Annotated in this window: 19 protein-coding genes; 2 read left to right on the top strand and 17 right to left on the bottom strand. The window is 48.6% G+C overall.

The annotated features are described in order from the left end of the window. Positions 1-4 precede the first annotated feature (4 nt). The gene (locus E4K71_RS09510; RefSeq protein ID WP_135078971.1) at positions 5-649 is read left to right on the top strand and encodes a response regulator transcription factor; all 645 of its coding nucleotides are present in this window, start codon (positions 5-7) and stop codon (positions 647-649) included. On the opposite strand, the gene E4K71_RS09505 is transcribed toward E4K71_RS09510, so the two are convergent. The 9 genes from E4K71_RS09505 to E4K71_RS09465 form a co-directional block, all read right to left on the bottom strand. Then, positions 646-2784: a NahK/ErcS family hybrid sensor histidine kinase/response regulator gene (locus E4K71_RS09505; protein ID WP_167730418.1), complete on the bottom strand. Its 2139-nt coding sequence runs from the start codon at positions 2782-2784 to the stop codon at positions 646-648. The genes E4K71_RS09510 and E4K71_RS09505 overlap by 4 nt on opposite strands. A gap of 72 nt (positions 2785-2856) precedes the next feature. Then, positions 2857-3738 carry a formate dehydrogenase accessory sulfurtransferase FdhD gene (fdhD, locus tag E4K71_RS09500; protein ID WP_240796783.1) on the bottom strand — a complete coding sequence of 294 codons (882 nt, stop codon included), beginning with the start codon at positions 3736-3738 and terminating at the stop codon, positions 2857-2859. Continuing rightward, entirely contained in the window at positions 3735-4769 is a 1035-nt protein-coding gene (locus E4K71_RS09495; protein WP_135078967.1) for a formate dehydrogenase subunit gamma, read from the bottom strand. Before E4K71_RS09495 ends, fdhD begins: the two co-directional genes overlap by 4 nt. 82 nt (positions 4770-4851) lie before the next feature. Continuing rightward, a complete protein-coding gene (gene fdh3B, locus E4K71_RS09490; RefSeq protein WP_135078965.1) occupies positions 4852-5451 on the bottom strand; it encodes a formate dehydrogenase FDH3 subunit beta in 600 nt (199 codons plus the stop codon). A 14-nt stretch (positions 5452-5465) separates the two neighbouring features. Then, positions 5466-8339: a formate dehydrogenase subunit alpha gene (locus E4K71_RS09485; protein WP_135078963.1), complete on the bottom strand. Its 2874-nt coding sequence runs from the start codon at positions 8337-8339 to the stop codon at positions 5466-5468. A gap of 25 nt (positions 8340-8364) precedes the next feature. Next, positions 8365-8565 (bottom strand): twin-arginine translocation signal domain-containing protein, encoded by a 201-nt coding sequence (locus E4K71_RS09480; protein ID WP_135078961.1) that lies wholly within the window; start codon positions 8563-8565, stop codon positions 8365-8367. Positions 8566-8606: 41 nt separating this feature from the next. Continuing rightward, positions 8607-9215 carry a molecular chaperone TorD family protein gene (locus E4K71_RS09475; RefSeq protein ID WP_206201892.1) on the bottom strand — a complete coding sequence of 203 codons (609 nt, stop codon included), beginning with the start codon at positions 9213-9215 and terminating at the stop codon, positions 8607-8609. Between the two features lie 131 nt (positions 9216-9346). After that, positions 9347-9868, bottom strand: a complete 522-nt coding sequence (locus E4K71_RS09470; RefSeq protein WP_135078959.1) for a DUF3306 domain-containing protein — start codon at positions 9866-9868, stop codon at positions 9347-9349. Continuing rightward, positions 9865-10374 carry a DUF3305 domain-containing protein gene (locus E4K71_RS09465; RefSeq protein WP_167730416.1) on the bottom strand — a complete coding sequence of 170 codons (510 nt, stop codon included), beginning with the start codon at positions 10372-10374 and terminating at the stop codon, positions 9865-9867. Before E4K71_RS09465 ends, E4K71_RS09470 begins: the two co-directional genes overlap by 4 nt. 150 nt (positions 10375-10524) lie before the next feature. Between E4K71_RS09465 and E4K71_RS09460 the strand changes: the two genes are divergently transcribed. Continuing rightward, the gene (locus E4K71_RS09460; RefSeq protein ID WP_135078955.1) at positions 10525-12507 is read left to right on the top strand and encodes a 4Fe-4S binding protein; all 1983 of its coding nucleotides are present in this window, start codon (positions 10525-10527) and stop codon (positions 12505-12507) included. A gap of 349 nt (positions 12508-12856) precedes the next feature. Here the strand turns inward: E4K71_RS09460 and pyk are convergent, their stop codons facing one another. From pyk to E4K71_RS09420, 8 genes are read right to left on the bottom strand one after another with little or no spacing between them, the layout of a single operon-like run. Further along, positions 12857-14278 carry a pyruvate kinase gene (pyk, locus tag E4K71_RS09455; protein WP_135078953.1) on the bottom strand — a complete coding sequence of 474 codons (1422 nt, stop codon included), beginning with the start codon at positions 14276-14278 and terminating at the stop codon, positions 12857-12859. A 3-nt stretch (positions 14279-14281) separates the two neighbouring features. After that, entirely contained in the window at positions 14282-14572 is a 291-nt protein-coding gene (locus E4K71_RS09450; RefSeq protein ID WP_135078951.1) for a putative quinol monooxygenase, read from the bottom strand. A gap of 35 nt (positions 14573-14607) precedes the next feature. Continuing rightward, on the bottom strand, positions 14608-16731 hold the full coding sequence (locus tag E4K71_RS09445) for a methyl-accepting chemotaxis protein (protein ID WP_135078949.1): 2124 nt from the start codon (positions 16729-16731) through the stop codon (positions 14608-14610). Between the two features lie 30 nt (positions 16732-16761). Further along, entirely contained in the window at positions 16762-18027 is a 1266-nt protein-coding gene (locus E4K71_RS09440; protein ID WP_135078947.1) for a glycerate kinase, read from the bottom strand. After that, on the bottom strand, positions 18017-18979 hold the full coding sequence (locus E4K71_RS09435; protein WP_135078945.1) for a D-2-hydroxyacid dehydrogenase: 963 nt from the start codon (positions 18977-18979) through the stop codon (positions 18017-18019). The genes E4K71_RS09440 and E4K71_RS09435 overlap by 11 nt, the downstream gene beginning before the upstream one ends. A 15-nt stretch (positions 18980-18994) precedes the next feature. Next, entirely contained in the window at positions 18995-19900 is a 906-nt protein-coding gene (gene ltnD / locus E4K71_RS09430; protein WP_135078943.1) for an L-threonate dehydrogenase, read from the bottom strand. 13 nt (positions 19901-19913) lie between these two features. Then, positions 19914-20936 (bottom strand): transketolase family protein, encoded by a 1023-nt coding sequence (locus E4K71_RS09425; RefSeq protein WP_135078941.1) that lies wholly within the window; start codon positions 20934-20936, stop codon positions 19914-19916. Beyond that, positions 20933-21787 carry a transketolase gene (locus E4K71_RS09420; protein ID WP_135078939.1) on the bottom strand — a complete coding sequence of 285 codons (855 nt, stop codon included), beginning with the start codon at positions 21785-21787 and terminating at the stop codon, positions 20933-20935. Before E4K71_RS09420 ends, E4K71_RS09425 begins: the two co-directional genes overlap by 4 nt. Positions 21788-21853 lie beyond the last annotated feature (66 nt).

Here is a 21853-nt window from a genome sequence, read left to right as displayed (position 1 = left end):
AGAGATGATACGAGTTCTAATCGCTGATGATCATCCTCTTTTCAGAGTCGCTTTAAAAGACACCATGTCTGATATTGAAGAAGACTTCTCCATCAGCGAAGCCAGCACATTTAACGAGGCACAGAAGCTCACCGATGATGATTTGGACTTGATTTTGCTGGACCTGTCCATGCCGGGGACGACGGGGTTTTCCGGGCTTGTGACCTTACGGACACATGTGCCGTCTGTTCCCATTGTGATTGTTTCTGCCTCTGAGGATATCGAGACTGTCCGCAGCGCAGCCCAATATGGTGCTGTCGGCTTTATTCCCAAAACCGCAGCCCCTGAAATTATGAAAGAAGCGATTTCCAGCGTACTGAATGGCGGGCGCTACTGGCCCACCGAAGAAGCCACGCAACCGCGCCCGGAAGAAGATCGCCAGCGTAAATCTGAATTTGAAGATAAGTTGGGACGATTGACACCCAGCGAGTTACGGGTGCTGGAACTGATGAGTGCAGGCATGTCCAATAAAGTGATTGCCTTTGAACTCAATATCAAAGAGTCCACAGTCAAATCCCATGTCACGGCCTTGTTGCGTAAACTGGATGTGTTTAATCGCACTCAAGCGGTTATTGCAGCAAAAGAGATGGGGTTTAAGGTTAATCCCTAAGCTCCAATAGACTTTCGGGCGAGTTGGGAGAAATGATCATCCTGATTGACCAGATGCGCCATTAAGGCCCGCATTTTGGCAGGGCGGACAGGCTTGCTCATGAACTTGTAGCCTTGTTCAATCAGGCTATCTCGGATGTCTTGTGTTGAGTCTGCTGAGATGATAATCACAGGCACATCACTTCCATAAATACGATGTACACGTTCTGCGACATCTGGTCCTAAAACACCTGCATCCAGATGGTAATCAGCTAAAATAAGGTCCGGGGAGAAAGAGGACCAACTGAGCTGTTCAATTAATTCATCGCCCGAAGACCCGGCAAGAACGCTACAGCCCCATTCTTCCAGGTAGGTTTTCATTGCAGACAGCACATTTTGGTCATTATCGACAAGGGCCACAACCACGCCCCCCAGGTCACTTGTTTCAAGCTTTTGGACTTGCCCTAATTGCGCCACTTCACTGCCATGTGTGACATCAATGGAAAAGACCGAGCCTTTACCTTCAACCGAGCGCACCAAAATATTGTGTCCCAAAATAGTGGCAATCCGATCCACAATTGCCAAACCAAGACCAACGCCATTTTCTTTGGTTTTTTGGTCGATTGCTTGTCCATCAATGCGGTGAAATTCTTCAAATACTTTTGTTAATTGGTCTTTCGGAATACCTGTTCCCGTATCCCAAACTTCAATGCGTATATGACCCTTGCGATTTCGTGCACCGATCAGAATACCCCCTGATGATGTATAACGAACCGCATTGCTTAAGAAGTTCCGGATCACACGATTTAAAAGCTGATAATCCGATTTTAGGTGTACGTCTGGGCAATGAACCTTCAAAGAAAGCCCTTTTTGTCGGGCAACAGGGCGAAACTCATGTTCAATATTGCCCAAAAGCTGTTGGGCTGGAAAATCAGAAATCCTGGGTTCCGTCGTACTTGCCCCTAAGCGGGAAATATCCAGTAAATCAGTCAGCAGTTCTTCTGTACCGCGTAAGGATTGATGGACCTGTTCAACAATCTTATGATTTTTGTGGCGCATCTCACGCATGCGCAATGTCGCAATCATCAGGCGTGCAGCGGTTAAAGGCTGCAAGAGGTCATGGCTTGCCGTTGCCAAAAACTTGTCTTTAGAGCGGTTTGCCAATTCAGCAACTTCTTTGGCCTCATTGAGTTCCACTTCAATTTGGCGACGTTCCTGAATTTCATTTTCCAGTTCGTGGGTACGTTTTTGAACTTCTTCTTCCAATATTTCCTTGGCCTCCAACAGTTTGCGGGCATTTTCCTTAATCCCAACAGAAATCAGATACACATTGCCGACAATCAATCCGGTCAAGGTAAGTGCGGAAAAAGAATGCATGAGCTGAAAGAGCTGCATCTGGCGTAGCTCATTTGTCCCATGAGGGATTAACAGTGTCGCCCCGGAATAGGCAACAATCAGGGTGCCAAGGACGGCAAACCAGAACAGGACCTTTTCGCTTTTGCCCACTTTTGTCCATTCCATCGCCTTTTTGCGTGATACGCGTTGGCGCACAAACCCCGGTAAATGTTCACGTGCGCGTAAAATCATCACAATGGCAATGGCTGCCATGAAAACCCAGCTGGCCTGATTATGGATGGCTTTTCCCAGCAAGGAAAAATCTGAGAAAAATTCACGCCCCATCATGGGGGCAAGGACCCGTTTCCCATAAAGAATATTAAGACCGGTCATCCCCAACAGGACAAAACAAACGGCTGAAACCCAGTGGGCAGGTTTTTGAAAAGGCATCAGTCGGTCAAGGACCCATCCGACAGGCCCGCTTAAGATTTTGATCCGGCCCGTTAAAAAAAGAAAAAGGAGACTGAGCGCTAAGCCAACAGCGATGACTTGGCGACCGTAATTTGCAACAACATTAGAACGTGTGGAAAGCCAATCATTGCCGCCCTGCTGGATCAGCACGCTTTTATCCTTGTCCGGGATATTGACACGCCCTGGCATGCCATCGCGCACCTGTCGCCAGAAATCAGCGCGGGGGTTGCTTATTTGCTCTTCACTGTGGGCATCTTCATAGGGACCTTTATCGTAGGTCTGGGCCTGCACCGGCAGGCTGAACGCAATAAACGCCAGGAAATAATAAAAGATGACCAAACGCAGGGTCAAAACACACGTCCTTATCTGGAAAATGGGGACGTCAGTATACATGTCTGCTTTAAAGAAGGCCAGAAGCCTGTCTCACTGGGCTGTACGGCTCATTTGTTCATCAAGGTCATTCAGGTCAAAATTGATACGTTGTAAGCCACTTAAGGCGATGAAACGCTTGCCACGTGCACGGCTGATCAATGTGAGCCCTGCTTTTTTAGCAAGCTCCACGCCCCATTTTGTTGCCCCGGATCGTGAAATCAGTAGGGAAACCCCCATGGAAACTGATTTCATCACCATTTCAGACGTCATACGCCCCGTGGTGTACATATAGTAATCGGACCCTTTTAGACCGTTGAGGTAGAGATACCCTGCAATTTTATCCAAGGCGTTATGGCGACCCACGTCTTCAATATACACAAGTGGCCTGTTCCCCTGACACAGCACGCAGCCGTGAATGGAACCTGCCTTGCGATAGAGGCTTGGTGTCGTCTTGATCTTTTTTAACAGTGGTTCAATCCAGGAGGCATGAATGCTCACACCTTCCTCTAAAACCACCTCGTCAAGCTTATCCATGATATCGCCAAAAACAGTCCCCATTCCGCAACCGGATGTCAGGACCTTACGTTTGAGCTTTTCTTCATAATTGGTGACACGTTCTGTTCTGACCACGATCACATCAAGGTCATCGTGATATTCAACGTCTGTGATGATATCATCATCTTTGAGCATGTTTTGGTTAACAAGGTAGCCAACACCTAAAAGTTCGGGGTAATCCCCCACCGTCATCAAGGTCACAATTTCGCGGTTGTTGAGGAAAAGCGTCAAGGGACGCTCTTCCACAACAGGAACCACTAAGGGATTGCCAAAACTGTCTACACCCTGAACTTCAGAGGTGGTCAACGCGCTAGAAGGGTCTGGCTTAATGATATAGTCATCAAGCATCATCTCTCGATCAGGGTTATAGATGTTCATTCTGCAATACCTCCTTGAGCAACATGTTCTTCATCAGAATCTTTATGCTCAACTTTAATACCGTGGCTTTCCGCCCAGGCGGCGTGATGTTCTTTTGCCCAGGTTTCGTCCACATATCCGGTTTTCATGCCGTCAATCGCGCCTTCCATACCAATGGTACCGATATAGATATGGCCGAAAATGGCAATAACCATCACCAATGCAAGAACTGCGTGGATAATTTGCATCAATTGCATAAATGGTAATGTGCCGAACAAGTACGGGAATAAGAGTGTCAAACCAGTGAAGCTGACAGCAGCGCCGCCAAGGATCACCAGCCAGAACATTGTTTTTTCACCAAAATTGAATTTCGCAGATGGTGGGTGTACCCCTTTGGAGAACAGGCCACCCCCTTTTAAAATCCAGTTCAAATCATAGCGGTCCCACAGGTTGTCACGCGCCCAAAAGATAAACGTCAGGCACAGGGAAATCATAAACAACCACGCAATGTTGTTGTGAATGAATTTACCAACACCTGCGAGAGCTGAAAACCCTTCAGGGCCAAGCAGTGGTAAAAGAACCGCACGGCCATAAAGCATATTCAATCCCGATAAACCAAGCAGGATAAAGCTCGCTGCCATTGTCCAATGGTTATACCGTTCAATTGCCTTGAAACGCAGGATTTTTCGACCTGAAAGTTCATCGTCCAGATTGATGCGACCACGCACAAGATAAAAGAGGGCCAAAGCAGCAATCATGCCCACCATTCCCATGGCACCATAGATAAATACCATGTTGTTGCGCACATTTCGCCATTCTTCACCGTTATTACGGATCAGAAAGCCTTTACTTTTATCTGGCAAGGAGGTGTTGCCCTGCTTGCCTTGCTTGATCTCACGCCAGATATCAGACGAACTGCCAAGACCGGACAGGCCCGGATTGACAGATACATTTTGTGCTTGAGCTTCAGGCATGCCTGAGCTCAGTACAGCTGTACCGATAAGAACCGCTAAGATAGCGAAAAACAGTTTGTTCAAAAGTTTGGACCTCATGAGAGACCCCCTCTTTTTGTTAATGAAAGGTGAAAGAAGGTGGGAAGGCCGCAGCTAGAAAAACGGCCCTCCCTTTTTTCCATCAGCCTTCTTTGTTTTTCAGACCGTACGCAGTCCCCCAGCCCCATGCACCGGAGCCGAAACCACGCCCGGCAGCACGATCGCGGTAGATGTCGGAAACTTTGTCGCCGTCACCTGCCAACAATGCCTTGGTGGAACACATCTCTGCACATGCAGGGAGTTTGCCTTCCGCCAAACGGTTGCTGCCATACTTTTTATATTCCGTATCGGAATGATCTTCTTCAGGGCCACCTGAGCAGAATGTACATTTGTCCATTTTGCCCCGTGAACCAAAGAAACCGTCCTGCGGGAACTGTGGCGCGCCAAACGGACACGCAAACAGGCAATACCCACAACCAATACAGATGTCTTTGGAGTGAAGAACCACACCATCGCCCGTCTGATAGAACGCATCCACCGGACAAACCGCCATACAAGGCGCATCTGAACAGTGCATACATGAAACCGAAAGGCTACGCTCACCAGGTTCACCATCATTAAGGGTGACAACACGGCGACGGTTTACGCCCCAAGGCACTTCATGTTCGTTCTTACATGCTGTGACACAACCGTTACATTCAGTGCAACGTTCCGTATCACAAAGAAACTTCATTCTTGCCATAATCTTTGCGCTCCTTAAGCTCGCTCAATACGACACAGGGTGACTTTGGTTTCCTGCATTTGGGTAACCGAGTCGTAGCCGTATGTGCCACAAGTGTTAGAAGATTCCCCGATCACATAAGGATCGGCATGTTCCGGATATTTGCTACGCAGGTCTTTGCCTTGGAAAACACCACCGAAATGGAACGGCATGAAGACAACGCCACGACCGACGCGTTCTGTAATCAAGGCTTTCACCTTGACCTTGCCGCCTTCTGGAGAATGGACCCAGATCATGTCATCAGCGCGGATATTGGCGTTGTTGGCATCAAACGGGTTAATCTCAGCAAACATGTCCTGTTGCAGTTCAGCCAGCCATGGGTTGGAACGTGTTTCCTCACCACCGCCTTCATATTCAACCAGTCGACCAGATGTCAAAATGATTGGGAACTCTTTAGAGAAATCATTTTTCTGAATGGATTCATACATGGTCGGAAGACGATAAGCCTGCTTATCCTTATATGTCGGATAGTCTTTAACAAGGCTACGATCCGGTGCATATAACGGCTCGCGATGCAGTGGAACCGGATCCGGGAAGGTCCAGACTTTTGCACGCGCTTTTGCATTACCGAACGGTGAACAGCCATGTTTAATGGCCACACGCTGGATACCGCCGGAAAGGTCGGTTTTCCAGTTTGTCTTGTCACCTGCAACTTTCTCAATTGCGGCACGTTCTTCAGCTGTCAGATCTTTATCCCAGCCAAGCTTTTTCAGCATGGCCATGGTAAATTCAGGATATCCATCTTTGATTTCAGAATTAACTGGGTAAGAGCCTTCAGCCAATAGGTTGTTACCTTCATGTTCCACACCAAAACGGGCACGGAAGTTCAAACCACCTTCAGCCACTGGCTTGGATGGATCATAAAGGATGTGTGTACCTGGGTGACCCATTTCAGGTGTACCCCAACATGGCCATGGTAGACCGAATGTTTCACCATCACATGGGCCGCCATTGGCTTTCAATGTGGTCTTGTCAAACGTGTGACGATATTTCATGTGTTTACGGATACGCTCTGGTGATTGACCAGTATAACCGATTGTCCACATACCACCGTTAAATTCACGTGTGATGTCTTCGATAAATGGCTCAGTGCCGTTCACTTTGATCTGCTTGAACATCTCAGCGTCGAAACCGAATTTCTTCGCAAAGAGGTACATGATCTCGTGATCAGGCTTTGATTCAAACAGGGGCTCAACGATTTTGTCACGCCATTGTAGGGAACGGTTAGATGCCGTTACAGAACCGTATGTTTCAAACTGTGTTGCTGCGGGCAGCAGGTAAACACCGTCTGTACGATCAGAAAGGACAGCAGAAACAGTCGGATACGGGTCAATGATCACCATTGTATCAAGCTGTTCCATTGCCTTTTTCATTTCAGGCAAACGGGTTTGAGAGTTCGGTGCGTGACCCCAGAAGACCATACCTTTAACGTTCTCAGGCTGATCGATCTTGTCCTTAGGAATAAGAACACCGTCAATCCAACGAGAAACAGGAATACCTTTGGATTCCATTAGCTTCTTCGTTTTAAAGCGAGACAACATGTAATCGTAATCTACACCCCAAACGCGTGACCAGTGCTTCCAAGAACCTGTCTTCAGGCCATAATAACCCGGTAGAGAGTGAGACAGTACGCACATATCAGTTGCGCCCTGTACGTTATCGTGACCACGGAAAATGTTTGTTCCGCCGCCTGATACGCCCATGTTACCAAGAACAAGCTGAAGGATACAGTAAGCACGTGTGTTGTTGTTACCATTGGTGTGCTGCGTACCACCCATACACCAAACAACAGTGCCCGGACGGTTTTTCGCCATCAGGCGGGCAACGCGTTCCAGCTGTTTACCGGGAACGCCTGTGACACGTTCAGTTTCTTCCGGTGTCCATTTGGCAACTTCTGTGCGGATATCTTCGATACCGTAAACACGTTGCTGGATGAACTTTGTATCTTCCCATTTATTTTTGAAGATATGCCAGATGATACCCCAGATCAAAGCCACGTCAGAACCAGACCGAAAACGAACATATTCGTCTGCATGCGCAGCTGTACGTGTGAAACGCGGGTCACACACGATCAAGGGCGCATTGTTCTTTTCTTTGGCTTTCAGGATATGCTGAACGGCAACCGGGTGGGCTTCTGCCGGGTTGGACCCGATCAGGAACATCGCTTTGGAATTATGGATGTCGTTGAAGCTGTTGGTCATCGCCCCATAGCCCCAGGTGTTTGCCACACCTGCTACTGTGGTGGAGTGACAAATACGCGCCTGGTGGTCAACGTTGTTTGTACCCCAGAAGGCTGCGAATTTACGGAACAGGTAGGCCTGCTCGTTGTTATGTTTCGCACTACCCAGCCAGTAAACTGAATCCGGGCCTAAGCTTTCACGGATTTTGCCAAGACGATCACCAACTTCGTTGATGGCATCTTCCCAGCTCATGCGCTTCCATTTGCCGCCTTCCAGCTTCATTGGATATTTAACGCGGCGCTCCCCAATGGCGTGCTCGCGAACAGAGGCCCCTTTGGCACAGTGGCCACCCAGGTTAATCGGGCTGTCAAAGTCAGCTTCCTGACCAACCCAGACACCGTTTTTCACTTCTGCGATAACACCACAGCCCACAGAACAGTGAGTACAGACGGAAGTTACCTTTTTAACGTCTCCGGCATCCGCACTTACAGCAGCTTGTGCTTTTTTCGTGCGAACCAAAGAGACTGTCGAAGCAGCTGCAATACCCGCAGCTGTCAGACCGGTACGTTTGAAGAAGGTACGACGATTAATCGCCTCACCAATAACGCCCGACAATGCTTTCGACAGACGGGGGCCATTCGCAACCCCGCTGTTGACTTTTGTCAGCATCGTTTTCTCCCCATAGGTAGATTATTTAGAAATTAGCCAATTCGTAATACTTGGCAACATGATCCGTTTCAGCGTAACCGCTTGCCTTGTCTGCATCAGCAGACAGGTCGGCAGCTTGTGCTGTTTTCGAAGTTGCAATCACAGCAGCACCGGCTGCGGCACCGACTGTGGCAACTTTCAGAAAACCACGGCGTCCCATGTCGGCCTTGTCTTCCTTTTGGTCCATTCCTAGACTCCTTAAAAACAAAAAAGGGGTTAGATCACCAATTATGCTGCGATCCTGAACCCCTTGGTTTCTACATCCAGAAAACACCGTCCCAGTTTCCCTACGGGAGCATAGAACCTGGCACTTTCTGCTTTTTCCAAATCGCTGAAAAATTGTTCGGCCCAGGGCGCGATATGTTTTTCAAAGAATGCCTGTTCTTCTTCTGGTGTACAGTCATCACCAAATTGCTTGGTAATCAGTCCCAGCATGACATCAAACAGAAATGCGATATGGTCTTCCGGTTCTTTGATATCGTCCACACGTTCAATGCCCAGACGGTTGAGGTCGTCACGTACATCAGACAGTGGCTTTTCATTCAAAAATCCCGTGAGATAATGAGATGCAAAAGGAATCAGTTCACCTTCAGCGACACCGATAAACAGATCGTTGTATTCCTGCTCAACGTCATCAACAGATGTCTTTCCTGCCATTTCAGACAATTCCCCAATGGCGGTGCCAATGGGGGTGTCATCTGCAGGAAAGTCAGAGATTTCTTTTAATGAGTCAGCATTTGGAAATGCACTTAAAAGACGGGCAATCAGCCCATACATTCCAGCCCTTGCACGTTGTTCTTCCTCAAGAGAACAGGTGGCAACAACAGTTTCTGACATTCTTTCCCTCCCAAAACCCAGCGAAATTACCGGATTTTTCTATGATACGGTGCATGCGTTTAAAATGATCTCCCCCTATGGTAGGAGATGGCTGTAATAATATTTCAATGTCAGCTCTTTTTATAGGGGAATCAGCCGTCTTCGCCTTCGCCAACGTCATGGTCGTCTTCTTCGTTTGGTTCTTCGACTGCTTCAGCGGGTTCATTGGGTTCCCTCTCGCCCTCTTCTTCCAGCTCAGGTTCTGTGCGGCTGTTTTCTTTCATGAGCTTTTGAAGCTCTTCGGCCACGCCTTCGGCCAAGGGCGTGATGATGGAAAAATCTTCATCATAATCATTCAGCCCGTCCAAATTGGCAAAGATCGGGCTTGATTTCCAAAGCTTACGTAACGCCAGTTTCTGCAATTCTTCCGGCACCCCCTGTTTCATGAAGGCACTGAAATCAGACTCTTCTGTCAGGCTTTCAATATCGGGCAGGTCTGCAACAATGGCTTCTTGCTCTTCAGCCGGAATTTCCTCTATCGGTGCAAGGGACTGAGCTTCAGCAGTTTCTTCAACACATTGAACAGCAGGCGCTTCAACAGGGTGGACCTCTTCTTTTGTTTCTGTTTCTGTTTTGCGCCGTGACCAGCGACTTAAAAAACCTTCACGACTCATGCGCGTCCTCCCCGTACAGGGATGCGTCGTGCAAGTCCGTCTTCCTGTCGACGCAGGCGGCGTTTTTTGAATTTCTGTTCCACGTGATGTTCACGCACAAAATTTTCCACCCAGATACGCACCCCATCCGGCATGGGGACGGCCTCTACGATTTCTTCACCGCTTTCCAGGTAGTCTGCCGCTTCATAGGGGCAGGCGGTGATCAGGAAGGGGTCGACTTCATGCTCGTCTTCTTCCTCACCTTGGCGCAGCACAACAAAGATGGCGGGTTGTCCACTTTCCAGATTATTTTTATAGCCTTCGGTTTCACGTTGATAAAGATCAACATTCATGGTTTTCGCCAGATAGACGGCTTGTTTTTCTTCCATGCTGATGGTTTCCCAATCGGCATCATCGCGCGCACCGGGTAAAACACCAAAAACATGCCAGGCAAATTCCTGCCATGGGTGGTCAATCTTGCGTCTTTCGACCAATACCCCAAGAGGCATTGTTTCTTGTATCTGCATGTTCTTAATCCGCCTGCTAAAACCTGCTTGATTCAACCTCATCTTACATGGGGACGATAGTCCATCTTTAGTAGGAGATGAAAATTATTATCTCGTCGCCCCTGCTCACTCCCTATATTAATGAAGCAATGATCAAGGGAGTGAGCACAGATGAAATTGAATGAAAAACGCGTTTTATTATGTTCCTGTGAAGGCAGCATGGAATTGGATGCCAAGGCCATTGCAAAAACATTTGATCAAGACGAACCCTTTGTTCACTCTCAATTATGTCGTTCCCAACAGCCTGAATTCCAAAAAGCCTTACAAGAAGGTGACTTGCTGGTTGCCTGTGGCCGTGAAGCCCCGCTTTTTGAAGAATTACGCGTAGAGATGGGTGAACATGCCCCTAGCGTTTCCTATGTGGATATCCGGGAAAAAGCCGGATGGGGAACAGAAGGTAAAAAAGCATCTGCCAAGATCGCAGCCCTGCTGGCCGAAGCTACCCTGAGCCCTGATCTTGTGGAAACGGTTCCGCTCAAGTCAGAAGGGACTATTTTGATTTATGGTGCAGGTGATGTGGTGATGGACGCTGCCCAAATGTTGCGTGGTCGGCTTTCTCCTGTTGTTGTTTTAAATCACAGTACAGATGTCCTTGCCCCTCAAGTCTGTGATCTTCCTATTTTTACAGGCCGTACTGTACAGGCATCAGGCCATTTAGGGCAGTTTGAAGTCACCTTTGACCTTTTTGCCCCGCTTCATCCTTCATCTAAAGGGGGGCTGACATTCACAGAAACGCAAAATCAGATTACAGAACAGTTTGATTTGATTTTGGATTTAAGTGATGGAAACCCATTGTTGCCCTCAAACCATAAGGTGGACGGCTATGTAAAAGTGGCTTCAACGGATAAGGCTGGGCAATTTAAGGCCCTGTTTGAACTTTCCGATATGATCGGGGAATTTTCCAAGCCACGTTATGCGCAGGTTGATGAAGCCAGATGTGCCCATTCGCGCAATCGTATTGCCGGGTGTCAAAATTGTATTGATTCATGCGGATCTTCTGCCATTCAGTCTGCGGGCGATTATGTGGCGATTGACCCTTATCTTTGTGCAAGCTGTGGAGATTGTTCTGCTGTTTGCCCCACAGGGGCTATTGCCTATGCCATGCCGTCACAGGAACATATGCATCGCCGTATGCAGAAGCTTTTGTCCATTTATAAAAAAGCGGGTGGTTCAGCCCCTGTTTTGTTGATCCATGACACACAAACGGGTGAAGAAGCCTTAAATGTTTTGGGGCAGGTCGGGGATGGTCTTCCGGCGCAGGTTATTCCGTTTGCTGTACAATCTGTTTCGATTTTTGATCACAGTCTTCTTCTGGCTGCTTTGGCTTATGGGGCAAGTGGCGTTGTTATTCTGGCCCCCGCATCCCATTATGAAACGGCACCGACCACACGTCACGAAATCGCTTTTGCTCAATCTTTGCTGAAAGGCTTTGAACAGGATGATAATCGTTTCAAAGTGATTGATCACGTTACACCCGATTTTATCACCAGTGAATTGAGTACCATGTCGTTCGCTAACGCCATAGAGGCGATGGAAGGGCTTGCCGTTGGTCATAAACGTCAACGGGCTCATATGGTCTTCTCTCATCTCAACAATAGTTCTGAGCAAACAATCGCCTTGGAAAAAGGGGCACCTTATGGTCAGGTGCAGGTGGATGTCGCAGCTTGTTCCATGTGTATGTCTTGTGTGGGGGCCTGTCCGACAACGGCCCTTCGTGCCAATAACGATGCACCGATTCTTTCCTTTTTAGAACAAGATTGCGTACAATGTGGCATCTGTGCCTCAACTTGTCCGGAAAAAGCCATTGGGCTTGTACCACAACTTAATCTGGATAAGATGGCGGCAAGCCCTGCGGTCTTGAAGGAAGATCAGCCAGCCGTTTGCCCGGAATGTGGGAAAACATTTGGCACGCAAAGTTCTGTCGATAAAGTAGTGGACAAACTATCCAATATGCCCCAGTTCTCAAATCCGGAAATGCTGGATAACTTGCGTAAATGTGAAGATTGTCGAGTGAGCGCTATAGCAAAACAACGCGATCCGTTTGACTTTGGCCAACGCCCCAAACCCCGCACAACAGATGATTATCTGAATTAGGGTGTCGTGTTGAATAAAAAAAAGGCCCCTCGGGATCACGGGTCAAGCCCGAGGGGCAAGTTGCCTGTGTTCTCGGTTCTAGGGAGACGATACAACACAGGGAGCTAAGCGGTTAAAATGGCCTGAAAGCCATTTTAATTAGGGCTCCAGGGGGAAGGCTCAAACATTCTTCCCCCCGGATTTCAATCAATGCCATATCGCCCTTCCACGCACGCAATTTGACATTGAAAGAATTTTTATGAGGGACCCTGTGTCAGGATGAGGAGGCACCGGATATCCTGACACAGGGGCATTCCAGCAAGAGTTCTGGAGCTAGATGACCAGAGGTTCTTGCTGAATTTCAAGTTTTTTACTCAACCTCGGCAATACGTAAAATATTGGTTGTACCTGCACTACCAAAGGGGACACCAGCGGTGATGACAACGCTATCGCCTGTTTCAACAAACCCTTTATCCTGAACGACCTTAAGGGCGATCTGGACCATTTCGCGCACATCGGTTGCATCGTTACAGACGATTGCTGAAATGCCCCATCCCAGACAAAGTGATCTTGCAATCTGTGTGTCGTGGGTGAGGGCGATGACAGGGGCTTCCGGGCGTTCGCGTGCAGCCCTTAATGCGGTTTTTCCTGAGGTGGAATAACAAATGACGGCCTTTGCCTCGATGGTTGAGGCGACCTGACGGGCCGCAGCACTAATAGCATCTGTTTTTGTGTTTTCTGTTTTGTTACGCGACGCATCCATTAGGGAACGGTGTAAAGGATCCGCTTCGACTTCACGAATAATACGCGACATTAAGGATACGGCCTCAACCGGATAATCACCGGCGGCGGTTTCTGCGGAAAGCATGACCGCATCCACGCCATCGTACACCGCTGTTGCCACGTCAGAGGCTTCGGCCCGTGTTGGCGTTGGGGTATGGATCATGGTTTCCAGCATTTGTGTTGCCACAATGACAGGACGACCACGGTTTCGGGCATAGGAGATGATTTTTTTCTGAATAGCCGGGACTTTTTCCGGGGGAAGCTCAACCCCAAGATCACCACGGGCAACCATGACGGCATCGGTTTCTTCAATAATGGAGGCCAGGTGGTCAACCGCATTTGGTTTTTCGATTTTGGCGATAACCTGTATTCTTTTTTTTGCAATTTCTCTGAGTTCTTGCAGGTCTTCGGGGCGTTGAACAAAAGAAAGCGCGACACTTCCAATGCCTTGCTCCAAACCAAAGGCCAGATCTCGTTTATCCTTGTCTGTCATGGCTGATACCTTGATCTCAGCATCTGGAAGGCTGACACCTTTTCTGTCTGATAAATAGCCATCGACCTGTGCACGTGTCATAACGTATCCATCACCGATTTCAGTGACTTCCATAATCATTTTCCCATCGTCAATCAGCAGGCGGTTGCCGACGGACAAGGCGTGAATAATTTCAGGGTGGGGGAGGTAAACACGTTCTGTTGTCCCCGGCTCATCACACAGATCAAAGCGGAAAACATCACCTGCTTTTAAGTGGACTTTCTTATCTCCAAAAGTCCCAAGGCGAAACTTTGGGCCTTGCAAGTCCATGAATAAGCCCAAAGGCCGACCAAGTTCTTTTTCAGCCTGACGAACAGCCTCAATGCGTGCTGCGTGTTCTTCATAGTCGCCATGTGAGAAATTGAGACGAAAGACATTGGCCCCCGCCTTTGCAAGGTCCAAAATCTTTTCAACAGAGGAAGACGACGGTCCAAGGGTGGCAACGATTTTAACTTGTTTAGACGATAAATTGCTCATGTCTCAGCTCTCCAGCTTCGTAAATAGACGTACAGTTTTAGAGGTGATCCAGGCACCCGCGCGTTCTTCAAATTGGGCAAAATGTTCGGAAGCCTGATGGGCCTTAAAGGCGGCCTCATCTGTATAAAGCTCATATAAAAAGACTTCATGTGGGCTTTCAGGATTGACGCAGGCATCAAAAAGAAGGCATCCGGTTTCTTTTTCACGCGAATTCTTTGCATGGGCCTGAATTGCATCATGGAATTTGTCTTCCATGCCATCTGCAATGATAAAATCTACCAGTACGGCAAACATTTTTACTCTCCTCAATTGGACGCTAGGTCCTGTTTTTAGCTTGCGCGAACACGTTCGACAAAACTGGAAACTTCACGTTCCAGCACGGCAGTTGAGTCTGTGAGATCACCACAGCGGCCCAATACGTTTCCAACATTTTTGGCTGTTTTTTCAGAGGCTAAGGTCACTTGTGACATACCGTCTGAGACTTGTTGGGCGCTGGTTGCAGTCTCTTGTGTATTGCGTGAAATTTCTTGCGTTGTGGCGGCCTGTTCTTCAATAGCGGAAGCCACAGTTGCATTCATTTCATCCAGGGATTGAACCGTTTTTGATATCAAGCTGATCACACCGACAACATCGTCACTGGCTTGTTGAATTTTGGTGATATTTTTTCGAATACCATCTGTTGCATCTGCGGTTTGACTGGCAAGTTTCTTCACTTCAGAGGCAACGACGGCAAAGCCTTTGCCTGCCTCACCGGCACGTTGAGCTTCAATTGTGGCGTTCAGGGCCAGAAGGTTTGTCTGTTCTGCAATATCCTGAATGAGGATAATGACATTGCCAACTTCTGAGGCCATATTTGCCAGTGCCTTGACTTGTTCTTCACCACGCTGGGCTTCCAGACTTGCTTTTTGAGAGGCTTCACTTGTTCGTGAAATTTGATGGCCGATTTCCTGAACGGTGGCGACCAGTTCCTCAGTTGCAGCAGAAACCGCATCTACACTGGTGCTGGAATGATCAGAAACCTGATTAACCACTTGCGCTTCGGACTGAATTTTATCTGCCTGACTGGAAATGTCTTCGACCTGATCGCGTACATTTCCAACCTGTGCTGATAAGCTTTTAATCAGGGAGCCGACTTCTTGTTCAAATTTACCGGCAAGTTCATCCATTAACTGCTTTTTCTCAAGGGCTGTTCTTTTTTCCGCTTCTTCATGTTCCGTTTCCAGCTGACGCATCCGGATTGAATTTTCTTTAAAGACATCAATTGATTTTGCGATATCGGCAATTTCATCTGCGCGATCAACACCAGGGACTTCAATACTAAAATCATTGTGTGCCAGTTGGTCGACAGCACCTGCCAATGCTTCAATCGGGCGGGTCAGGCGCAGGCCGAGGTATACCATTGTGATTGCAATAACCAGCATGGAGAACAGGCCGACCAGCAATATGGACCTTCCCATTTTATGAATAGCAGCCAGGGCTTGTTCTTCTGTCTGCGCAGCAATGACAAAGTAAGGGATGTTTTCAGCAATAAAACCTTCGTAAGCTGCAATTTCCTTGCCTGTTGGGACGTTGAACGTCAGGTTGCCTTTCTTCTGCTCCGTCATTTCCTTAACAAGGTTGTCTTCGAGCTTATAAGAAAGGGCAAGGGGGCCATCCTTTTTGAGCCGGTTAGACCGTAACTTCCCATCACTGGCGATCAGAAAATTATCCTGCAGGCTACCGTCATCTTCCTTATCACTCAGCATTTTAGAAACCTGTGCTGAGGACATCCTGTAAATAACAACGGCGATTGGCTTGGTGTTCTTGTTTATAAACTGAGGATAAACAGGTTGTGCCCAAAAAGCAGAAACCTTGTCATAGCCGCTGTCATACGGGGTGAAATTGACAAAAGTCGCTTCATTCTGCTTAAGCTTAAAGGCATCCTTGGCGATTTTTGCAAGGGGTGTGTCGGCTAAATCATCAAGCGTTTTGAGAAAGGCATCGGACTTCGTGACAGAGTAAATGAATTCACCCTGTGCAGAGACAATGTAGATATCCGATAATTCAGCTGTTCGCCAGGCGACCTCAAATGTTGAATGCAAGCCGCTATGGCGCCAGGAATACATGTCTTTCAGACCTGTCCCTGATATTGCAGCCCTTTCTTTCGGTTTTTTGGCAGGGTCAGCATAAATTTTCTGAATCTCTTGTTTCTGGTCAACGGAATAGGCCATTTGCAGGGCTTCAATGGCCCTGAAACTGGCAACCGTACCGGCAAGGCCATTAAGGCTGCTTCTTGCCTCTTCCATATTTCGTTTCAGTTCTCTTGCTTTTGTAAAAGCAATATCTTGAAGCCGTTTCAGGGTGCTGACTTCCATGGCATCCTTACTTTGAATGTAAGAAAGCGTTCCGACACTCACGCATGAAATAGCGCAAAATAGCACGGCCACAATGGGCACTTTAAACTTCAGTTTCATGATTTATTCTTCCCCTCCCAAGCGCCGTTATTATTTTTCTATTAGGATGGCGCGGAAATCGTTCACATTGGTCAGTGTCGGCCCTGTAATGACCTGATCACCAAGTTTTTCAAAGAATTCATGGGCATTGTTGTTATCCAGTTCAGCCTGCGGGTTTAACCCCAGGGCGCGTGCGCGTTCCAATGTATCGGGCGTAATAATGGCTCCGGCGATTTCTTCTGCGCCGTCCACACCATCTGTATCACCAGCAATAGCATAGACACCTTTTTGACCATCCAGGGCGATTGCCAGGGCCAGCAGGAATTCAACATTTCGCCCGCCTCGACCTTGACCGCGCAGGGTTACAGTGGTTTCGCCACCAGATAACAGCACGCAGGGCACTTCAAAAGGCTGGTCCCATTTGACGACTTGTTTGGCAATCCCGGCATGAACCAGTGCTACATCACGAGCTTCACCTTCGATCGAATCCCCAAGAATGTATGGGGTCGCTGAAAAGGCATTGAGTTCTTTGGCAGCAGCCAGCAAGGCCATTTGTGGGGTCGCGACCATACGGAGGTCGACATTTTGAAAGGCAGGGTCGTTTTCTTTCGGTGTTTCGCAGGCATCATCTTGCAACCAGTTCATAACGTGGTCGGGCAATTGGATGTCATAACGTTCCAACAATGCCAAGGCATCTTGACGCGTTGTTGGGTCCGGAACTGTTGGTCCAGACGCAATGACTGCGGGGTCATCACCGGGAACATCAGAAATGGTTAAGGTAACGACTTTAGCCGGTGCGGCTGCTTGAGCCAGACGTCCGCCCTTAATGGCAGAGAGATGTTTGCGTACACAGTTCATTTCATCAATCGTTGCCCCACAGCTGAGCAATTGTTGATTGATATCCTGCTTATCCTCAAGTGTAAGAGGGCCTGCGGGTTTTACCAGCAATGCAGACCCGCCACCAGAGATCAGGAAAATGACCAGATCATCAGGCCCTGCCGTTTCTGCATATTCCAGAATGCGGGTGGCTGCGATTTCGCTGGCTTCATCCGGTACGGGGTGTGATGCCTGAATGATTTCAATATGGTCACAGGGGACTTCATAGCCATAGCGGGTAACAACCAGCCCTTCCAGTGGGTGTTCCCATGCCTGTTCAAAGGCCCGTGCCATCGCCGCAGAGGCTTTACCAGCCCCCAGTACGATGGTGCGCCCTTTGGGCGGTTCTGGAAGGTGCTGCTTGATGACTTGATCCGGGACAGCCGAGGAAACGGCTGCCCGAAACAGGCGATGGAGAAGCTCTTTGTTGTCAGAGGACATTTGAAGGGCTTCCTTTTTCGAAGTTTTCAACATGTTCAATAACCTGATTCCACAGGGTCTGCATGGCTTCTTTACTCGCCCAGGCAACATGTGGTGTCAGAATAAAGTTCGGCTGATCCATCAGGCCAAAATAGGGGTGATCATCTGCAGGGGGTTCCACTGCCAGAACATCAATACCAGCACCACCGATCATTCCTTCCTGAAGGGCTGTTACCAGCGCTTCTTCCTGAACCAGTCCACCGCGTGATGTATTGACCAGAATGGCTGAGGACTTCATCTTCTTGAATTGCTCAAGGCCAAACATGCCAGCCGTTGCAGGCATCAGCGGACAGTGCAGGGAAATCACATCGGATGTTTCCAGCAGTTCGTCCATGGAAACAAATGTGTCTTTGGCACGGGCTTCATCACTGACGTAATCATGATCGAGAAAGACAACTTCCATACCGAAGCCGTTTTTCGCGATATTGGCAACGGATTGGCCGATGACACCTTCACCAATCACACCAAGGCGACTGTTGCGCAGATCGTCAATCGGGTGGTTGAAGAAACAGAATTGAGCTGCTTTTTGCCATTCACCTTTCATGACATCCTGATGATAGGCCGAAACAGAACGACGCAGGGATAAGATAAGGGAGAAGGCATGTTCTGGAACTGTGTTGATCGCATAGCCACGAACGTTGGAAACGATGACATTGCGTGCCTTACAGGCATCCACATTAATAACGTCATAGCCCGTTGCAGCAACGGAAATCATTTTCAGTCGCGGGGCTGCTTCCAATTCCTTTGGGCCGATGGGGGCCTTGTTGGTGATGACAATATCGGCTTCTGCAATTCGTTCGGCCACCTGTTCAGGGTTTGTGCGGTCATATTCTACCCAGTCATGGTCAAATTTGGGGCGGATGACTTCCACACTTGGGCCAATTGTTGCGCGATCCAAAAAAACAATACGCATCAAAAAATCTCCTTTTTAGTCTTCTCTACCAGACTTGTTTTCAGCGACATTTGCGCCAGTCAGGTCTTCATAAACTTTTACGACAGCAGCGTCATTTAAACGGCCATAGCCAGAACCCGATGCCGCCAGAAACAGTTGTTGGGCAGCCGCCGCCATGGGCAGGGGCATGCGGACATTTTCACCTGTTTTCAAAACAAGGCTCATGTCTTTAACAAAAATATCAATGGCGCTACGCGGGGCATAATCGTTTTTCAGCAGATAGGGCACACGATCATTAAACATCCACGAAGAACCCGCAGAATTGCTGACGATCTCATAAAGTGTTTCTGCTTTACAGCCTGCACGAACACCAAAAGTCATGAGTTCACCCATGATAGCAAGGTGCGCACCTGCTGCAAGCTGATGAACGACTTTATAAGTTGACCCAAGCCCGACTTCTTCACCCACATGGTAGATTTTGTTGGAGATGGCATCCAATACGGGGCGTGCCTCTTCCAATGTTTCTGTTGTGCCGGAAAGCATCAGGCTTAATCCGCCAGAATCAGCACCAGTTTTGCCTCCGCTGACCGGGGAGTCTAGAACGCGAAGGCCCTTTTCTTCCAGTTGGTGGCCGATATCACGTGCATCTTCTGGCTCAATCGTTGGGCACATCAGGACAATACTGCCTGTGGGCAGGGCATCAGCTGCCCCGCGTTCAAACAATACGTTTCTAGCCTGAGAAGCATTGACCACCATCACAACAAGGAGGTCTGCATTTTTGGCCGCATCCTGTGCATCAGCGACACCTGTGCCGCCAATTTCATCTAATGCCTGACGGGCAACATCTGAAATATCGAAACCTGTGACCTCGTGACCGGCTTTCAGAATATTTTGCGCCATGCCCATTCCCATGGCGCCAAGACCGATAAATCCTACTTTCATCCTATTGCTCCTTTTAGCCTAACCAGCCTTTAACTTGCTGACATACCTTGTCGGTAGATAAACCATACTGATCATGCAGTGTCGGCAGGGCACCAGCCCCGAGGAACTCATCAGGAAGACCGATATGACGGAACTTCGGTGCCAGATCGTTTTCAAGCAACGTGCGAGCAACAGCTTCGCCCAGGCCACCATTGACCGTGTGGTTTTCTGCCACCACAACCATGCGCCCTGATTGCTGGGCTTCTTTAATGATCGTGTCTGTATCCAGCGGCTTGATGGTCGGTACGTGAAGAACAGCGCAATCGACATTATCTTTTGCAAGTTCTTTTGCCGCATCCAGTGTCCGCATGGTCATTAGGCCGGTTGAAATAAACAGCACATCATTACCACCGCGAACCACTTGGGCTTTGCCGAGTTTGAATTCATAATCATACTCACCCAGAACATTTGGCACTTTACCACGTGGCAGGCGCATATAGACCGGGCCGCGATGTTCAGCAATAGCATGTGTTGCCTGCATGACATCGGTTGCATCACATGGATCAATGATGGTCAGGTTTGGACAGCCACGGAACATGGCAATATCTTCAGAAGCCTGGTGGCTTGGGCCGTAACCTGTTGTCAGGCCGGGGAGGGCACAGACGATTTTGACATCCAGATCTTCTTCGGCAATGGCCAGACAAATAAAGTCATAGGCACGACGAGACGCAAACACCGCATAAGTGGTTGCCCAAACCTGAAATCCTTCACGCGCCATACCGGCGGCACTCATCATCAGGTTCTGTTCTGCCATGCCCATCTGGAAATAGCGATCAGGGTTTTTCTGTGCAAAAATATGCAGGTCTGTATATTTGCCAAGGTCAGCGGTCATGCCGACAACTTTGTCATTCTTTGCAGCCACTTCATTCAGGGCATGCCCAAATGGTGCAGAAACTGTTTCCAGACCTTCAGCCCCCAATGAGGCAATCATTGCAGATGTTTTTAGTTTCGGCTTGCTTGGGTCTGGTAGCCGTGGTGTCCATTTATCGAATTTCATTGGTTTGCTCTCCCGTTATCAAGTGCTTCAAGTGCGAGTTGCCATTCATCCGCTTCAACACGGATAAAGTGGTTTTTGTCGCGTTGCTCCAGGAACGGAACACCTTTACCCACCAGGGTATCGCAAATGATGACACGGGGTTTTTCTTCCGTGTGGTTACGGGCATTATCGAAAGCCTGAACAAGGGCCTCCATGTCATTGCCGTCCACACGCTGTGTATACCAGCCAAAGGATTCAAATTTCGCGTCAACTGGTTCGGAACTCATGATCTCAGTTGAGGCACCATCAGCTTGCAGGTTATTGAAATCAACAATGGCAATCAGATTATCCAGTTTGTGGTGGCTGGCTGCCATGGCCGCTTCCCAAGTGGAACCTTCACCAAGTTCACCATCAGAAAGCAGGTTGTAAATAAAGTTATCAGCCTTTTTCAGCTTGAGACCCATGCAGGCACCAACGGCAATACCAAGGCCGTGACCAAGGGAGCCACCGGTGATTTCCATACCGGGGGTATAGGCTGCCATTCCAGACATGGGCAAACGGCTGTCATCAGACCCGTAAGTCTCCAGTTCTTCTTCTGGAAGAACGCCGGCTTCGATTAAGGCCGCATAAAGGGCAATCGCATAGTGACCGATGGAAAGATAAACACGATCACGGCCTTCCCAAAGCGGGTCTTCCGGGCGGTTTTTAATAGCGTGAAAATAGGTCGTGGCAAGAACGTCTGCAAAGCCGAGCGCTTGCCCGACATAACCTTGACCCTGAACTTCGCCCATGCGCAATGCATAGCGGCGAATGTTATAGGCGCGTTCTTCCAGACTGACATTTGATGGGTGACTTGTTTGGGATGAAGACATCTTGAAGCCTTTAGTTGATCTGGTTGTTCTTCTCCTGACGAACAGGAGGTGCTCGCCAACTATGAG

Origin of the sequence: Terasakiella sp. SH-1 (assembly GCF_004564135.1) — a bacterium.
GTDB lineage: Bacteria > Pseudomonadota > Alphaproteobacteria > Rhodospirillales > Terasakiellaceae > Terasakiella.
This window is presented reverse-complemented; position numbering and strand designations above follow the sequence as displayed.